Here is a 15580-nt window from a genome sequence, read left to right on the forward strand (position 1 = left end):
GTCGGTCAGAGGGCGACGGTGGAGATCCAGGGCACGGCCGCGATCACCAGCACGCCGACCATCAGGGCCACGAGGTAGGGCCAGATCGCGCCGATGACCTCGTCGGGCGGGGCATCGCCGATGCGGCAGGCGATGTAGAAGCCCACGCCGATGGGGGGCATCATCAGGCCCACGTTCATCGCGCACACGATGACCATCGAGTAGTGGATGTCGTGGATGCCGAGCTTGCGCGCGATGGGAAACATGATGGGCGCGAGCAGCAGCACCGCGGGCAGGCCTTCGAGCAGGCAGCCCAGGATCACGAACACCACGATGGTCACCGCCATGAAGGCGATCCAGCCGCCGGGCAGGGTGGTGAGGAAGGTGGAGAGCTGCTGCACCACGCCGCTTTGCGTGATCGACCAGGCCATGGCCGAGGCCGCGCCCAGCACCAGCAGCACCACGCCCGAGAGCGCGGCGGTTTCCACCAGCATGTCGTAGAACTTGCGCAGGCCGATGCCGCCGTACATGACCTGGCCCACGAACAGCGCGTAGACCACGGCCACGGTGGAGACCTCGGTGGCGGTGGCCACGCCTTCGCCCACCGCGGTGCGGATCAGGAAGGGCAGGGCCAGCGCGGGCGCGGCGATCAGCAGGAAGCGGCCCACGAGCTTCATGGGTGCGCGTTTCGCGCCGTGCATGTTCTCGTGGCGGGCCTTCCAGCGCGCGAGCACCAGCAGCATCAGCAGCAGCACCATGGCGATCACGAAGCCGGCCTGGAACAGGCCCGCGATGGACACGCCCGCGACCGCGCCGAGCACGATCAGCACGATGCTGGGCGGCACGGTGTCGGCCATGGCCGCGCCGGTGGCCAGCAGGGCCACCATCTCGCGCGGCTTGTGGCCGCGGCGCTTCATTTCGGGGAACAGCGCCGGCGCCACGGTGGCCATGTCGGACACCTTGGAGCCCGAGATGCCCGAGACGATGAACAGCGAGCCCAGCAGCACGTAGGACATGCCGGCCTTGATGTGCCCCAGCAGCGAGGCCAGGAAGTCGACGATGGCCTTGCCCATGCCGGTGGCGTCGAGCACGCAGCCCAGCAGCACGAAGATCGGCACCGAGACCAGCACCAGGCTGGACATGCCTTCGTCCATGCGCCCGATCACCACGCTCAGCGGCACGTGGGTGCTGAAGGCCAGGTAACACACCGCGCCGATGCCGAAGCAGAACGCGATCGGCACGCCCGCCACCAGGCACACGGCCACGAAGCCGATCAGGAAGATGGCGATGTTGGTGGTGCCCAGCTTCATGAGCTGCGGCGACAGCGCCCAGCAGGCCGCGGCGATCGCGGCCACCAGCACCACCGCGAGCGCGAGCTCGGTCTTGCGCACGGTGCGGCCGGCGTAGAGCAGGATCAGGCCGAGCATGGCGATGAAGCCGAAGGCGATCGAGGCCACGCGAAAGCTGTTGGGCAGGTCGAGCGCGGGCGTGTGGATGAACCACTCGTCCTTGGCGTATTCGACGGCCGAGGGGATCAGCGCCACCAGCATCGCGGCCATGGCCATGAGCGCGAAGGCGTGCACGAACGAGCGCACGCGTTCGGGCATGAGGTCGACGAAGAGCGCCAGCCGCAGGTGCTCGTTGCGGTGCACGGCGATGGCCGCGCCCAGCATGGTGAGCCAGATGAAGCAGATCGACACCACCTCGTCCGACCACACCAGCGGCTTGCCGAACACGTAGCGCGAGATCACGGCCGTCAGCAGCAGCACCGTGATGGTCAGCATCAGCAGCGCCGCGACGGCTTCGAAGGGGCGCAGCCACAGCGGGCTCTTGCGCGTGTCGGCGGGCGTGGCGCCCTCCAGGGCGTCACCGCCCGAAGGCGGCGACCCGGCGGTCATTTGGCTCATAGGAATCTCGAAAGTGGCGCGCGCCCGGGTCGAACCGCGAGGCACCACGGATCCGGCTCCGCCGGTCCGTCGGTGCCGCCCCCCTGGTCAGGGGGGACGCGCGCAGCGCGGCGGGGGGTCAGCCCAGCTTCCCGGTGTGCTTCTCGAGCACCGCCCAGGCTTCGTCGCCGAACTTGGCCTTCCACTCGCTGTAGAAGCCGGCGCTGCGCAGCTTGTCGCGGAAGGGCGCGGTGTTGGGCGTGTTGAACACGATGCCCTTGGCCGCGAGCTCCTGTTGCAGCGTGGCGTTGGCGGCGGCCACGTCGGCGCGCTCGGCCATGGCCGCGGCGTTCAGGTGCTTGGCCACCACGTCGCGGATGTTGGGCGGCAGGCGGTCCCAGGCGCGCTTGTTGATCAGCGTCCAGAAGCCGTCCCACATGTGGTTGGTGATCGAGCAGTACTTCTGCACCTCGTGCAGCTTGAAGTTCGAGATCACGGCGAACGGGTTTTCCTGGCCGTCCACGACCTTGGTCTGCAGTGCGGTGTACATCTCCGACGCGTTGATCGAGGTCGGCGCCGAGCCGAAGGCCTTGAACATCGAGGTCCACATCGGCGACACCGGCACGCGGATCTTGAAGCCTTCGAGGTCGGCCGGCGTCACGATGGGCTTGGTCGACGTGGTGATCTGGCGGAAGCCGTTGTCCCAGATCTTGTCGAGCGCCACCAGGTTGACCTTGGCGATCTGCGCGCGGATGTAGGCGCCGACGTCGCCGTCCATGGCCTTCCACACGGCGTCGTAGTTGGGGAACGCGAAGCCCAGGCCGTTGAGCGCGGTCTGCGGCGTGAGCGTCGACAGGATCAGGCCCGAGAGGTTGAACATCTCGACGCCGCCCGAGCGCAGCTGGCTCAGGGTGTCGGTGTCGGAGCCGAGCTGGTTGCTGGGGAACAGCTGGATCTCCATGCGGCCGTTGGTTTCCTTGCGGATCGCCTCCACCGCTTCCTTGGCGCGCACGTTCATGGGATGCGCGGGCGGCTGGTTGTTGGCGTACTTGAAGGTGAACTCGGCGCTCTGGCCATACGCCATCTTCAGCGGCGCGGCCACGCTGGCCGCGGCGATGCCGGTGGCCTTGATGAGGGTGCGGCGGGAAAAGGTCATCGATGTCTCCTCGTTGGGTTCTGCGGGCGGGGAAAGGGGGGCTCAGGATACGGGCGCGGCGGCCGGAATGTCGAACAGCTTGGGCATGAACAGGCCGCTGGCGAGGTAGCCGCCGTCCACGCCGAGGGTCTGCCCGGTGATGAAGGCGGCGGCCTCGCTGCAGAAGAACAGCACCGCGGCCGAGACCTCCTGCGGCGAGCAGAAGCGCTGCATGGGGCACACGTCCTGGTAGGTGCTGGCCTTGGAGCTGCCGTGCAGCGAGCGCAGCATGGGCGTGTCCACGAAGCCGGGCGCGATGGCGTTGACCGTGACGCCCTGGGCCGCGACCTCGATCGCGAACTGGCCGGTCATGGCGATGAGCGCGGCCTTGGAGCTGCCATAGGCGAGGCGCCCCGTGCCCGCGCGCACGCCGCTGATGGACGAGACGTTCACGATGCGGCCCCAGCGCTGCGCCTGCATGGCGGGCAGCACGCGCTGCGTGAGCAGCATGGGCGCGGTGACGTTGACGGCCAGCGTGGTGTTCCATTGCGCGAGCGTCACGTCGCGCGCGGGCGTGGTCGAGACGATGCCCGCGTTGTTCACGAGGATGTCGACCTGGCCCACGCGCGCGAGCAGCGCGTCCATGCCGGCCGCGAGGGCCTGGGCATCGGCGAGGTCGAACACGAAGGCCTGGGCGCGGCCGCCCGCGGCCGTGATGGCCTGGGCCGCGGCCTCGGCCGCGGGGCCGTTGCGGTCCACGATGCAGACCATGGCGCCCTGCTCGGCGAGGTCGTGCGCGATCTGCAGGCCGATGCCGCTGGCCGCGCCGGTGATCAGGGCCACCCGTTGTTGGTGCTGCTTAGGGTTGTCCATCTCGCCCTTGTGAGGTTGAATGTCCAGAATGTGAATCAAGTGGAGCGATGGTGGCAGCAGCGCTCTGAATGGCGTCCCAGGGAAACCCTGAATGGGCCTGCAAAAGCGGTTCACATGGTGGATCACTTGCTGCGGGTTTTCACCGACATGAATGCACCTGAACTACCGGCCGGCGACACGCCCGGCGCGCAGACCCTGCGGCGGGGCCTGTCCATCCTCAAGCTGCTGGCGCGCCACCAGCCCGATGGGCTGCGCATCGGCGAGATCGGCCGCCGCCTGGGCCTGAGCAAGGCCACGGCGGTGCGGCTCACGCACACCCTGGCCGACGAGCGCTTCGTGGTGCACGACCCGGCCTCGCGCTGCTACCGGCTCGGGCCCGAGTCCTTCGTGGTGGGGCTGGCGGCCGAGCCCAGCTACTCGTTGCAGCGCCTGGCCACGGCCTCGCTGCGCGCGCTCGCGCTCGAAACCGGCGACTGGGTGTTCTTCTCGGTGGTGCAGGGGATGGAGGTGATCTGCCTGTCGCGCGAGACGGGGCATGGCCCCATCCCCAGCGACGCGCTGCGCCTGGGCGACCGCCACCCGCTGGGCGTGGGCGCGGGCGGGCTGGCCATTCTGGCGGCGCTGCCCGACGACGAGGTGGAACAGGCGCTGCAGGTGAACGGCGCGCACATCGACAAGAACTACCCGAAGTCGCCGGTGGCGGTGATCCGCCACCTGGTGGCCGAAACGCGCGAGCGCGGCTACGCGGTGATCCCCGGCATCGTGGTGCCGGGCTACTGGGCATTGGGTGTACCGCTGGTGCAGCGCGACGGCCGGCCGGTGGGCGCGATCGTGCTGGTGGCGAGCGAGTCGCGCCTGCACCCCACGCGGCGCGCCGCGCTGGGCGACCGCATGCTCGCGATCGCGCGCGACCTCATGAGCCGCGCGGAGCAGGGCGCGGCGGCCTGAGCGCGCCGGGCGGCGTGTGGGGGCTTGCCGCTAAGCTCCCCGCATGGACGCCCTGATCGCTGCCGCCGCGCGGGCCTTGTCGGCCGGCGACCCGCTGGCCGCACTGCAGCGCGTGGCCCTGCGCGATGACCCGCCCGCGCTCGCGCTGCGCGGCATCGCCATGGCGCAGTTGGGCGAACTGGTGCGGGCGCGCGAGCTGTTGCGCCGCGCGGCGCGGGCCTTCGGTGCGCGCGAGACCGTGGCGCGTTCCCGCTGCGTGGTGGCCGAGGCCGAGGTGGCGTTGGCCCTGCGCGAGCCGGGCGGGCCGCCGCGCGCCCTGCTGGCGGCCTGTGCCGCGCTGCGCGTGCGCGGCGACACCGCCAACGCAGGCCAGGGCCACCTGATCGCGGCGCGGCGCGCGCTGCTGCTGGGGCAACTGGGCGAGGTCCGCGAGCAGCTCTCCCAGGCGCGTGCGCTCGACCTGCCGCCGCTGGCCAGCGCGGTGATGGAGCTGGTGGCCGCCGAACTCGCGCTGCGATCGCTGCACACCCGCGCTGCGCGCGAGGCGCTGATCCGCGCGCATGCCGCGGCCCAGGTGGCCGCGGTGCCGGCCCTGCTGGCCGAGGTGCGCGCGCTCGCGGCCGAGCTCGACCGGCCGGCCGCGCGCTGTGTCGACGCGCGCGGCGAACAGGCCTTGCGGCTCGATGGCGTCGAGGCCTTGCTGGCCTCGCGCGCGCTGGTGGTCGACGCCTGCCGCCACGGCCTGAGCGCGGGCGCGGCCTGGCGGCCGCTGGCGGGCAGGCCGGTGCTGTTTGCGCTCGCGCAGACCCTGGCCGAGGCCTGGCCGGCCGACGTGCCGCGCGAGGCGCTGATCGCGCGCGCGTTCCGCCAGCGCGTGACCGACGAGACGCACCGCGCGCGGCTGCGGGTGGAGATCGGCCGGCTGCGCGCGCTGATCGCGCCGGTGGCGGGCATTGCGGCCACGCCGCGCGGCTTCGTGCTGCGGCCCGAAGGCGATCGGCCCGTGGCGTTGCTGCTGCCGCCGCTGGCGGGCGAAGGGGCCGCGCTGCAGGCCTTGCTGGCCGATGGTGCGGCCTGGTCGAGCGCGGCGCTCGCGCAGGCCCTGGGCGCGAGCCAGCGCACGGTGCAGCGCGCGCTCGCCGCGCTCGAAGCGCAGGGCCGGGCGCGCGCGGTGGGGCGCTCGCGCGCGCGGCGCTGGCTCGCGCCGCCGCTGTCGGGTTTCACGACGATCTTGTTACTCCCCGCGGCGCTCTCGCCTGACTAGAGTGGCTTCACCGCGCCACCCCGGCGCATTCACGGAGAGACACCATGAGCCGCAACACCCCGACCCAACCGGCGCAGATCGTGCGCGAATACGGCCCCTTCGACGGCACCGCGGTGCACGGCGTCACGCACGACGGCCGGCACGTGTGGGCCGCGCTCGGCCCCTGCCTGGTGGCCATCGACCCGGCCAGCGGTGAGACCGTGCGCACGCTCGCGCGGCCCGGTGACGCCGGCACCGCCTTCGACGGCCGCCACCTCTACCAGATTGCCGAGGCGCGCATCGACAAGATCGATCCCGCCGATGGCCGTGTGCTGGCCTCCATTCCTGCGCCGGGCCAGGGCGCCGACTCGGGCATGGCCTGGGCCGAAGGCAGCCTGTGGGTGGGCCAGTACCGCGAGCGCAAGATCCACCAGATCGACCCCGAGACCGGCGCCATCCTGCGCACCATCGAATCGGACCGCTTCGTCACCGGCGTCACCTGGGTCGATGGCGAGCTCTGGCACGGCACCTGGGAGGGCGACGACAGCGAGCTGCGCCGCCTGGACCCGGCCGATGGCGCGGTGCTGCAGCGGCTGCAGATGCCCGCGGGCATGGGCGTGAGCGGGCTGGAGTCCGACGGCGGCGACCTGTTCTATTGCGGCGGCGGCGGCAGCCAGCGCGTGCGTGCGGTGCGCCGCCCGCGGGGCTGAGGGGCGCGCTCAGGCCTCGGCGTCGTCGGCCACCACCACGCGCAGGTGTGTCGTGGCGCGGGCCAGGTCCTCGGGCAGCGGGCGATCCACCACCAGCACCTGCACGTCGGCCCAGGCCAGGCTGGTGATGAGGCCGGGCGCGTAGAACTTGCTCGCGTCCGCCACCACCATCACCGTGCCGGCGTGCGGGGCCACGGCCTGCTTGAACTCGACCTCGAAGGGGTCGAAGTCGAGGCAGCCACCGCGCGGATTGAGCGCGGCCACCGAGGCGATGAAGAAGTCGGGGTGGAGCTGGCCCGCGAAGCGCAGCGCGTTGGCACCGGCCAGCGTCATGTCGGCGCTGCGCAGCGTGCCGCCGGGCAGCATCACGCTGTGGCGGTCGCCGCTTTGTGCGAGCGTGCGCGCCACCTCGAGCGAGGGCGTGGCCACGGTGAGGCCGCGGCGCTCGGCCAGGGCCTCGGCCACGAAGCAGGCGGTGCTGCTGTTGTCGAGCACCAGGCTCGCGCCGTCGGGCAGCAGCGCTGACACCGCGCGCGCGAGCCGGCGTTTGGCGCCCACGTTGCTGCGCAGGCGCAGCTGGAAAGGCGACTCCTGGACCGCGCGGTGCAGGCTGACGCCACCATGGAATTTCTCCACCACGCCCTCGTCGGCCAGGGCCGCGAGGTCGCGCCGCACGGTTTCGCCCGACACGCCCAGGCGCTGCGCGAGCTCCACGGTGGTGATGGTGGGGGTGGCGCGCAGGATCTCGACGATGCGTTCCTGGCGCGCGCTCAACACGGGGGTGGTGCCCATGCTCAGGCCCCCCGCTCGGTGAGCAGCGCGCCGCTGCGGCTGTCGAAGGCGCGCAGGCGCGAGAGCTCGGGCGTGAGCACGATGGGCTGCTCGGTGTCGAGCACCGCGTCGGCCGCGGTGCGCACCAGCACCTCGGCACCGCCCACGCGGATCTGCGCGTAGGCCTCGGCGCCCAGGCGCTCGACGCGCTGCACCACACCGCTCCAGTGCAGCGGCGCGGCGGGCGCGTGGTGCGAGAGCGTCAGCTCCTCGGGCCGCAGGCCGAGCACGGTGCCGGGCTGCAGCGCGGCTTCGCCGTAGCGCGCCTGGAGCCAGGCGCGGCCGTCGGCGGCGTCGTCGGGCACGGTCAGGAAGTTCATCTCGGGCGAGCCGATGAACGAGGCCACGAAGCGCGTGCCGGGCTGGCGGTAAACGTCCATGGGCGCGCCCACCTGCTGCAGCCGGCCGCGGTCCATCACCGCGATGCGCGTGCCCAGGGTCATGGCCTCGACCTGGTCGTGCGTGACGTAGACGATGGTGATGCCGAGTTCGGTGTGCAGCTTCTCGAGCTCGCCGCGCATGTGGGTGCGCAGCTTGGCGTCGAGGTTGGAGAGCGGCTCGTCGAACAGGAAGACCTTGGGCTTGCGCACCAGCGCGCGCCCGATTGCCACGCGCTGGCGCTGCCCGCCCGAGAGCGCGTTGGGCCGGCGCTGCAGCAGGTCGGTGATCTGCAGGCGCTGCGCGGCTTCGTTCACGCGCTGGTCGACCTCGGCGCGCGAGAGGCGGCTGGTGCGCAGCAGGCCGAAGGCCATGTTCATGTAGACCGTCATGTGCGGGTAGAGCGCGTACGACTGGAACACCATGGCGACGTCGCGCTCGTGCGGCTCGGCGTGGGTCACGTCGCGCCCGCCGATGAGCAGGCGGCCTTCGCTGATGCTTTCGAGGCCCGCGATCATGCGCAGGGTGGTCGACTTGCCGCAGCCCGACGGCCCGACGAGGACCATGAATTCGCCCGCCTGCACCTCGAGGTCGAGGTGGTCGACGGCCACGTGGTCGGGGTAGCGCTTGCAGATGCCTTGGAGCGAGATGGCGGCCATGGTGTTCGGTGGGTGAGGGTTGAAGCTTATTTCAGGCCGGCGTGCATGAAGCTGTCGACGAAACGGCGCTGGAAGATCAGGAACAGCAGCATCAGGGGCGCGATGACCACCATGGTGGCGGCCATCAGGCGCGGCCAGTCGGCGCCGCTGTCGGCCTTGGCGAGCAGGCCCAGGCCGATCGGCAGGGTGCGCACCGATTCGCTGTTGGTCACGAGCAGCGGCCACATGTAATCGTTCCAGTGGGTCACCACGGAGATCATGCCGAAGGCCACCAGCGTGGGCTTGACCAGCGGCAGGTACACGTGCCACAGCGTGGCCCAGTGGCCGCAGCCGTCGAGCCGCGCGGCGTCGGCCAGTTCGGTGGGTACCTGGCGGAAGGCCTGGCGCAGCATGAAGGTGCCGTAGCCGCTGGCGATGAAGGGCACCATCAGCGCCCACAGGCTGTTCATGATGCCGAGCTCGCGCACGGTGATGAAGTTGGTGAGGAAGGTGGCGTAGATGGGGAACATCACCTGCAGCAGGAACAGGCCGAAGAGCAGGTCGCGCCCGGGGAAGCGCAGCCGCGCGAAGGCGTAGGCCGCGAGCGTGATGGTGGTGAGCTGCGCCAGCAGGATGCCGCCCGTGACCATGAGCGAGTTCAGCAGGTAGGTGCCGAAGGGCGCCACCGCGAGCGCGGCCGGGTAGTTGGACCATTGCAGCGCCTGCGGCAGCAGGCCGGCCGCGGGGTCGAAGATCTCGGCGCGGGTCTTGAACGAGGTGAGCAGCATCCAGGCCAGCGGGCTCAGCCACAGCAGCATGGCCGGCAGCAGCAGCCAGTGCATCCAGCTCGACCGCGAAAAGGGTTTCGGTGTGCTCATGCTCAGCGCCCCAGGTAGTGCACGCGGCGGCCCAGCGTCGCGGCCACGATCGCGATCAGACCGCCCACGACCAGCAGCAGGATGTTGGCCAGCGCCGAGGCGGTGCCGATGTCCTGGAACTGGAAGGCGTTCTGGTAGATGTAGAAGGTGAGCACGTTGGTCGCGTCGGCCGGTCCGCCCTGCGTCATCACGAACACGTAGTCGAAGATCTGGTAGGAGTGCAGCACGCCGATCACCACCACGAAGTACAGCGTGGGCGAGATCAGCGGCACCGTGATGTGCACCAGTTGCCGGAAACCCGAGACGCCGTCGAGGCGCGCCGCTTCGTACAGGTCGCGCGGCACCAGTTGCAGCGCGGCGAGCAGGATCAGCATGAAGTAGCCCGCGTACTTCCAGATGCTCATGAAGATGATGGCCGGCAGCGCCCAGCGCTTGTCGTAGAGCCATTCGAGCTTGGGCAGGCCCAGGAAATCCATGAGCCCGTTGATGGGCCCGTAGCCCGGGGCATAGAGGAACACCCAGACCATGCCCGCGGCCACCGAAGGCACCATGACCGGGTAGAAGAACACCGAGCGGTAGAGCGCGGTGCCGCGCAGCTGGCGGTCCAGCGCCACCGCCAGCAGCAGCGCCAGGCCGATTGAGGTCGGCACGGTGACCACCATGTAGACCACGGTGTTGCGCAGCGAGGTCCAGAACAGCTCGTCGTGCCAGAGGCGCTGGTAGTTCTCCCAGCCGACGAAGAAGCGCTCGGGCGAGCCGAGCTGTACGTCGTGGAAGCCGTAGACGATCGATCGCAGGATGGGCCAGTAGGTGAAGGCCATCAGGAACAGCAGCGAGGGCGCGAGCATGACCACCGCGGTGGCCAGCTCGCGCCGCCGCTGGCGTTTCCACGCCAGCGGCTCGGCGCCCGGGGAGTCGGCGGGGAGCTGGTTCATGGCCGGATCAACCGCGGCGGCGCGACAGGCGCTGGATCTCGAGGTTGGACTTGGCCGTGGCCTCGCGCAGCGCGGCGTCGGGCTTGAGGTCGCCGGCCAGGGTGCGGTCGATGGCGCTCTGCAGGTGCGCGCGCACCTTGTGGTAGCCCGGCACCTGCAGGAAGGCGCCGGCCACCTCGGCGGTGACGAAGGCGGTGCGCGACTCGGGCACCTTGGCCACGTGGGCCTTGAGCGCCGGCGTCTCCCACGAGGACTTGCGCGCCGCGAGGTAACCGGTGTCGATGCACCACTGGGCTTGGTTGGCGGTGTTGGTCATCCAGCGCGCGAAGGTCCAGGCGGCGCGCTTGTGCGCGTCGGGCAGCTGGCGCGCGATGAGGATCGGGCCGCCGCCCATGGTGGAGCCGAGCTGCTTGCCCTTGGGCATGGGTGCCACGCCCACCGGGAACGAGGCCGACTTGAGGATGTTGGTCATCGAGCCCGTGGAGTGGTAGAGCATGGCGGTGCGCCCGGCCATGAAGTCGTTGGCCGAGCTCTCCCAGGTGGAGGCCGCGGGCATGTTCTTCGCGGCCGCCATGCGCTGCCAGAACTCCAGCGCGTTCACGCTCTCGGGCGCGTCGAAGTTCACCTTGTCCTTGGTCCAGAAAACCAGGCCGTTCTGGCGCACGAAGCTCTCGAAGATCCAGTCGTGCCAGCCGCCGCCGATGGTCAGGCCCCACTGCGAGACGGTGTCGCCCTGGCGCACGGTGAGTGCCTTGGCCGCGGCTTCGAGCTCGGTCCAGGTGGTGGGCGCGGCCTTGATGCCGGCCTTCTCGAACGCGGCCTTGTTGTAGTAAAGCACCGGGGTGCTGCACTGGAAGGGCAGGCCGTAGAGCTTGTTGTCGGACATGCAGGTGCCGAGGAAGCCGGGGATGAAGTCCTGGAACACGTCGTCGGCCTTGGCCAGTGCGGTCACGTCTTCGAGCGCGTTCATGTCGAGGAAGGTGCGCATCATCGAGTTGATGGGCAGCCAGGTGGCCGGCGGGTCGCCCACGCCGAGGGCGGTCATCACCTTCTGCTCGGTGTTGTCGTAGCTGCCGGCATAGATCGCCTCGACCTGGATGTCGCTGTGCGCGGCGTTGAAGCCCGCGATCATGGTCGACACCAGCCGGTTGATGTCGCCCGACACCCCGACCGGGTACATGAAGGCCAGCTTGACCTGCTGCTGGCCGCTGGCGAACAGCGGCATGCCGCCCAGCAGGGCCGCGGCGGACACGCCGGCGCTGCGCTGGATGAAGTGGCGGCGCGAAGGGGTTTTCACGGGATTCACAGGGGACATGGCACAGCTCCTAAAAAAAGGTGGAACGGGGAAGTGGCACGGCAAATGCTCAACAGGCATCGTGACAACCATGTGAAATCCACAAAAGCAAGAATGATTCCAACAAAAAGCTTGGATATGCGTTGAAACCATGAATAAACTGCCTTCCCCATGAACGCCCCCCTGCTCATCGCCCAGTTGTCGGACCCGCACGTGGGCACCGGCCCCGACTTTCTCGGCGGGCGCATGGACACGCGGGCCGCGCTGCAGCAGGCGGTGGCGCACGTGGCGGCCCTGCGGCCCGCGCCCGATGTGGTGCTGCTCACCGGCGACCTCACCGAGCGCGGCAGCGCGGCCGAGTACGCCCAGGTGCTGGCCGCGCTGGCCCCGCTGCCCATGCCGGTCTATGCCGTGCCCGGCAACCACGACGACCCCAAGGTGGCGCAGGCGGCACTGCCGCAGTGCATGCCGGTGGCCGCCGACGCCCCGTCTGGTGCGTGCTGCTACCGCGTGCGCGTGGGCGGCCTGCACCTGATCGCGCTCGATACCGTGGTACCCATGCGCTCGCACGGCGCCCTGCCGCCGGTGCAGCTCGCCTGGCTCGCGCGCGCGCTGGGCGCCTGCCGCGGCGAGCCGGTGCTGCTGTTCATGCACCACCCGCCGCTGCCCACGGGCATCGAGGCCATGGACGCGTGCAGCCTGCTGGAAGGCGGCGACGAGCTCGCCGCGCTGGTGCGCGCCCACGGCGCGGTGCAGGGCATCCTGTGCGGCCACCTGCACCGCCCGGTGCAGATGCAGTTTGGCGGTGCGCCGCTGCATGTGGCGCCGTCGGTGTCGCACCAGATCCGGCTCGACCTGCGGCCCGGTGCGCCCCTGCTCGCGCAACTGGAGCCGCCCAAGGTCTCGCTGCACCGCTGGACGCCGGCACACGGCCTGTGCACCCACAGCAGCTACGTGCAGGACTTCGGCCAAGGGGTGCCCCTGTGATGCGCGCCCTGGCTGGCGGCGAGCGCCACACCTTCAGCGACCTGCGCGCCCTGCTGGCCTGCGCCTCGCCCGCGCGATCGGGCGACGAGCTCGCGGGCATCGCCGCCGGCAGCGCGCAGCAGCGCGTGGCCGCGCGCGAGGCGCTGGCCGATCTGCCGCTGCGCCACTTCCTGAACGAAGCCGTGGTGCCCTACGAAGACGACGAGGTCACGCGGCTGATCGTCGACACCCACGACGCGCCGGCCTTCGCGCCCGTGGCCCACCTCACCGTGGGCGGCTTTCGCGACTGGCTGCTCTCGGACGCGGCCGACACCGCCGCGCTGCGCGCGCTCGCGCCCGGGCTCACGCCCGAGATGGTGGCCGCGGTGAGCAAGCTCATGCGCAACCAGGACCTGATCCTGGTGGCCAGCCGCTGCGAAGTGGTCACCCGGTTTCGCAACACGATCGGCCTGCGCGGCCACCTCGCGGTGCGCCTGCAACCCAACCACCCGGCCGACAGCCCGGCCGGCATCCTGGCGAGCGTGGTCGACGGCCTGCTCTATGGCGCGGGCGATGCGTGCATCGGCGTGAACCCAGTGAGCGACAGCGTGCCCGAGCTGGTGCGGCTGCTGCACCTGTTCGACGGGCTCGTGCAGGGCCACGGCGTGCCCACGCAGGCCTGCGTGCTCACGCACGTGACCAACACGCTGCAGGCGATGGCGCAGGGCGCGCCGGTGGACCTGGTGTTCCAGAGCATCGGCGGCACCGAGGCCACCAACCGCAGCTTCGGCATCCACCTGGGCCTGCTCGACGAGGCGCATGCGGCCGCGCTCGCGCAGCGCCGCGGCACGCTGGGCGACCACTGCATGTACTTCGAGACCGGCCAGGGCAGCGCGCTGTCGGCCGGCGCCCACCACGGCGTGGACCAGCAGACGATCGAGGCCCGGGCCTACGCGGTGGCGCGGCGCTACCGCCCGCTGCTGGTGAACACCGTGGTGGGCTTCATCGGCCCCGAGTACCTCTACGACGGCAAGCAGATCGTTCGCGCGGGCCTCGAAGACCACTTCTGCGGCAAGCTGCTCGGCCTGCCCATGGGTTGCGACATCTGCTACACCAACCACGCCGAGGCCGACCAGGACGACATGGACAACCTGCTCGTGCTGCTGGCCAGCGCGGGCCTGAACTTCATGATGGGCGTGCCCGGCGCGGACGACGTGATGCTCAACTACCAGAGCACCTCGTTCCACGACGCGCTGTTCGTGCGCCAGCTGCTGGGCAAGCGCCGCGCGCCCGAGTTCGAGGCCTGGCTGCAGGCGCAGGGCATCACCGATGCGCAGGGCAGGGTGCGCCCGGCGCGCGAACTGCCCGCGCTTGCGCGCGGCTTCAGCCCCTGGCTGGAGGCGCCATGAACGGACCGCTGCCCCCGGCCGACCCGCCGCGCGCGCCCGACCCCTGGGTGGCGCTGCGCCGCCACACGCCGGCGCGCATCGCGCTGGGCCGCTCGGGCGACAGCCTGCCCACCGACGAGCTGCTGCGCTTTGCCGCCGCGCACGCGAGGGCGCGCGACGCGGTGCATGTGCCGCTCGACGTGGATGCGCTGTGCGCCGCGCTCGCCGGCGCCGGCTGGGCGCCGCTGCGCGTGGCCAGCCAGGCGCCCACGCGCGAGGACTACCTGCGCCGCCCCGACCGCGGCCGCCGCCTGCGCCCCGAAGATCTGCAGGCCTTGCGCGACGCCGCCACCGGCCCGGTGGACCTCGCGGTGGTGCTGGGCGACGGCCTGTCCGCCCTGGCCACGGCGCAGCACGCGCTGCCCGTGCTGCAGGCCCTGCGCGACGCCCTGGCCCCGGCCGGCCTGCGCTGGGCCCCGCCGGTGGTCGCCACGCAGGCGCGCGTGGCGCTGGGCGACGAAATCGGCGCGGCGCTGCAGGCGCGGCTGGTGCTGGTGCTGCTGGGCGAACGCCCGGGCCTGAGCGCCGCCGACAGCCTGGGCGCCTACCTCACGCACGCGCCGCGCGTGGGCCGCACCGACGCCGAGCGCAACTGCGTGAGCAACATCCGCCCCGAGGGCCTGGCCCCGGCCGCTGCCGCGCAGCGCCTGGCCTGGCTGGTGCAGCACGCGCTGCGCCGCGGCCTCACCGGGGTGGGCCTCAAAGACCTCAGCGCCATCGAACAACTGCCGCCATGACCCCTCAGACACCGCCCCCGCTGGCCTTGTTCGATCTCGACCACACGCTGCTCGACGGCGACGGCGACGACCTCTGGTGCCGCTTCATGATCCGCCACGGCGTGATCGGGCCGGCCATGGCCGAGGCCAACGAGCGCATGGGCCGCGACTACCGCGCGGGCCGCGTGGGCGCGCAGGCCTTCAGCGACTTCTATGCGGGCCTGCTGGCCGGCCGCAGCCCGGCCGACTGGGCGCCCTGGCAGGACCGCTTCCTCGCCGAGGAGGTGCTGCCGCGCCTGCCCGATGCCGCGCGCGCGCTGGTGGAGAGCCACCGGGCGCAAGGTCATGCACTGCTGCTCACCACCGCGAGCAACCGCGTGATCGCCGCCCGCAGCGCGGCCGAGCTGGGCTTTGCGCACTGGATCGCCACCGACCTCGAACTGGTGGACGGCCGCTACAGCGGCCGCGTGCAGGGCACGCCCAACATGCGTGATGGCAAGCTGCACCGGCTGCTGGCCTGGTTGCAGGCGCACGGCCGCTCGCCCGATGAACTCGACCGCGCCTGGTTCTACAGCGACTCGATCAACGACCTGCCCCTGCTCAGCCGCGTGGGCCGGCCGGTCGCGGTGAACCCCGATGCACAACTGCAGGCCCACGCACAGGCGCACGGCTGGCCCGTGATCGACGTGCTGGGGCGTGCGACCGCGGCCTGAGGCGCGCGG

General features: G+C 71.2%; 15 protein-coding genes. 7 read left to right on the top strand and 8 right to left on the bottom strand.

All coding sequences use genetic code 11. The annotated features are described in order from the left end of the window. Nucleotides 1–5: 5 nt before the first annotated feature. The 3 genes from G9Q37_RS03745 to G9Q37_RS03755 all read right to left on the bottom strand — a co-directional run bounded on the left by G9Q37_RS03745 (nucleotide 6) and on the right by G9Q37_RS03755 (nucleotide 3873). Nucleotides 6–1886, bottom strand: a complete 1881-nt coding sequence (locus G9Q37_RS03745) for a TRAP transporter large permease (protein WP_205710717.1) — start codon at nucleotides 1884–1886, stop codon at nucleotides 6–8. Nucleotides 1887–2004: 118 nt separating this feature from the next. Next, entirely contained in the window at nucleotides 2005–3021 is a 1017-nt protein-coding gene (locus tag G9Q37_RS03750) for a TRAP transporter substrate-binding protein (protein WP_166224757.1), read from the bottom strand. A gap of 42 nt (nucleotides 3022–3063) precedes the next feature. Continuing rightward, a complete protein-coding gene (locus tag G9Q37_RS03755; protein ID WP_166224760.1) occupies nucleotides 3064–3873 on the bottom strand; it encodes an SDR family NAD(P)-dependent oxidoreductase in 810 nt (269 codons plus the stop codon). A gap of 147 nt (nucleotides 3874–4020) precedes the next feature. Here G9Q37_RS03755 and G9Q37_RS03760 point away from each other — a divergent pair, with 147 nt between their 5' ends. Genes G9Q37_RS03760 through G9Q37_RS03770 form a run of 3 tightly spaced genes read left to right on the top strand, consistent with a single transcriptional unit; the run spans nucleotide 4021 to nucleotide 6774 of the window. After that, nucleotides 4021–4821 (top strand): IclR family transcriptional regulator, encoded by an 801-nt coding sequence (locus tag G9Q37_RS03760; protein WP_166224763.1) that lies wholly within the window; start codon nucleotides 4021–4023, stop codon nucleotides 4819–4821. A 43-nt stretch (nucleotides 4822–4864) separates the two neighbouring features. Further along, a complete protein-coding gene (locus G9Q37_RS03765; RefSeq protein ID WP_166224766.1) occupies nucleotides 4865–6085 on the top strand; it encodes a helix-turn-helix domain-containing protein in 1221 nt (406 codons plus the stop codon). 44 nt (nucleotides 6086–6129) lie between these two features. After that, on the top strand, nucleotides 6130–6774 hold the full coding sequence (locus tag G9Q37_RS03770; RefSeq protein ID WP_166224769.1) for a Vgb family protein: 645 nt from the start codon (nucleotides 6130–6132) through the stop codon (nucleotides 6772–6774). Between the two features lie 9 nt (nucleotides 6775–6783). Here the strand turns inward: G9Q37_RS03770 and G9Q37_RS03775 are convergent, their stop codons facing one another. Genes G9Q37_RS03775 through G9Q37_RS03795 form a run of 5 tightly spaced genes read right to left on the bottom strand, consistent with a single transcriptional unit; the run spans nucleotide 6784 to nucleotide 11749 of the window. Further along, a complete protein-coding gene (locus G9Q37_RS03775; RefSeq protein WP_166224772.1) occupies nucleotides 6784–7566 on the bottom strand; it encodes a DeoR/GlpR family DNA-binding transcription regulator in 783 nt (260 codons plus the stop codon). 2 nt (nucleotides 7567–7568) lie between these two features. Beyond that, on the bottom strand, nucleotides 7569–8642 hold the full coding sequence (locus tag G9Q37_RS03780; RefSeq protein ID WP_166224774.1) for an ABC transporter ATP-binding protein: 1074 nt from the start codon (nucleotides 8640–8642) through the stop codon (nucleotides 7569–7571). Nucleotides 8643–8668: 26 nt separating this feature from the next. Beyond that, on the bottom strand, nucleotides 8669–9499 hold the full coding sequence (locus G9Q37_RS03785) for a carbohydrate ABC transporter permease (RefSeq protein WP_166224777.1): 831 nt from the start codon (nucleotides 9497–9499) through the stop codon (nucleotides 8669–8671). Between the two features lie 2 nt (nucleotides 9500–9501). Next, on the bottom strand, nucleotides 9502–10434 hold the full coding sequence (locus G9Q37_RS03790) for a carbohydrate ABC transporter permease (RefSeq protein ID WP_166224780.1): 933 nt from the start codon (nucleotides 10432–10434) through the stop codon (nucleotides 9502–9504). Between the two features lie 7 nt (nucleotides 10435–10441). Beyond that, nucleotides 10442–11749, bottom strand: a complete 1308-nt coding sequence (locus G9Q37_RS03795) for an ABC transporter substrate-binding protein (protein WP_166224783.1) — start codon at nucleotides 11747–11749, stop codon at nucleotides 10442–10444. Between the two features lie 150 nt (nucleotides 11750–11899). On the opposite strand from G9Q37_RS03795, the gene G9Q37_RS03800 reads away from it, so the two are divergent. Genes G9Q37_RS03800 through G9Q37_RS03815 form a run of 4 tightly spaced genes read left to right on the top strand, consistent with a single transcriptional unit; the run spans nucleotide 11900 to nucleotide 15571 of the window. After that, nucleotides 11900–12715 carry a phosphodiesterase gene (locus tag G9Q37_RS03800; RefSeq protein ID WP_166224786.1) on the top strand — a complete coding sequence of 272 codons (816 nt, stop codon included), beginning with the start codon at nucleotides 11900–11902 and terminating at the stop codon, nucleotides 12713–12715. Next, complete coding sequence (locus G9Q37_RS03805; RefSeq protein ID WP_166224789.1) at nucleotides 12715–14103, top strand: ethanolamine ammonia-lyase subunit EutB; 1389 nt, start codon at nucleotides 12715–12717, stop codon at nucleotides 14101–14103. Before G9Q37_RS03800 ends, G9Q37_RS03805 begins: the two co-directional genes overlap by 1 nt. Then, on the top strand, nucleotides 14100–14879 hold the full coding sequence (eutC, locus tag G9Q37_RS03810; protein WP_166224792.1) for an ethanolamine ammonia-lyase subunit EutC: 780 nt from the start codon (nucleotides 14100–14102) through the stop codon (nucleotides 14877–14879). Before G9Q37_RS03805 ends, eutC begins: the two co-directional genes overlap by 4 nt. Then, nucleotides 14876–15571, top strand: coding sequence for an HAD family hydrolase (locus G9Q37_RS03815; RefSeq protein WP_166224795.1), 696 nt, complete (start codon nucleotides 14876–14878; stop codon nucleotides 15569–15571). Before eutC ends, G9Q37_RS03815 begins: the two co-directional genes overlap by 4 nt. Nucleotides 15572–15580: the final 9 nt, after the last annotated feature.

Source organism: Hydrogenophaga crocea (assembly GCF_011388215.1).
In the GTDB taxonomy this organism is placed as follows: domain Bacteria; phylum Pseudomonadota; class Gammaproteobacteria; order Burkholderiales; family Burkholderiaceae_C; genus Hydrogenophaga; species Hydrogenophaga crocea.

Coding starts and splice junctions, on each gene's coding strand:
- G9Q37_RS03745 (WP_205710717.1), bottom strand. CDS start 1,886: ATGAGCCAAATGACCGCCGGGTCGCCGCCTTCGGGCGGTGACGCCCTG.
- G9Q37_RS03750 (WP_166224757.1), bottom strand. CDS start 3,021: ATGACCTTTTCCCGCCGCACCCTCATCAAGGCCACCGGCATCGCCGCG.
- G9Q37_RS03755 (WP_166224760.1), bottom strand. CDS start 3,873: ATGGACAACCCTAAGCAGCACCAACAACGGGTGGCCCTGATCACCGGC.
- G9Q37_RS03760 (WP_166224763.1), top strand. CDS start 4,021: ATGAATGCACCTGAACTACCGGCCGGCGACACGCCCGGCGCGCAGACC.
- G9Q37_RS03765 (WP_166224766.1), top strand. CDS start 4,865: ATGGACGCCCTGATCGCTGCCGCCGCGCGGGCCTTGTCGGCCGGCGAC.
- G9Q37_RS03770 (WP_166224769.1), top strand. CDS start 6,130: ATGAGCCGCAACACCCCGACCCAACCGGCGCAGATCGTGCGCGAATAC.
- G9Q37_RS03775 (WP_166224772.1), bottom strand. CDS start 7,566: ATGGGCACCACCCCCGTGTTGAGCGCGCGCCAGGAACGCATCGTCGAG.
- G9Q37_RS03780 (WP_166224774.1), bottom strand. CDS start 8,642: ATGGCCGCCATCTCGCTCCAAGGCATCTGCAAGCGCTACCCCGACCAC.
- G9Q37_RS03785 (WP_166224777.1), bottom strand. CDS start 9,499: ATGAGCACACCGAAACCCTTTTCGCGGTCGAGCTGGATGCACTGGCTG.
- G9Q37_RS03790 (WP_166224780.1), bottom strand. CDS start 10,434: ATGAACCAGCTCCCCGCCGACTCCCCGGGCGCCGAGCCGCTGGCGTGG.
- G9Q37_RS03795 (WP_166224783.1), bottom strand. CDS start 11,749: ATGTCCCCTGTGAATCCCGTGAAAACCCCTTCGCGCCGCCACTTCATC.
- G9Q37_RS03800 (WP_166224786.1), top strand. CDS start 11,900: ATGAACGCCCCCCTGCTCATCGCCCAGTTGTCGGACCCGCACGTGGGC.
- G9Q37_RS03805 (WP_166224789.1), top strand. CDS start 12,715: ATGCGCGCCCTGGCTGGCGGCGAGCGCCACACCTTCAGCGACCTGCGC.
- eutC (WP_166224792.1), top strand. CDS start 14,100: ATGAACGGACCGCTGCCCCCGGCCGACCCGCCGCGCGCGCCCGACCCC.
- G9Q37_RS03815 (WP_166224795.1), top strand. CDS start 14,876: ATGACCCCTCAGACACCGCCCCCGCTGGCCTTGTTCGATCTCGACCAC.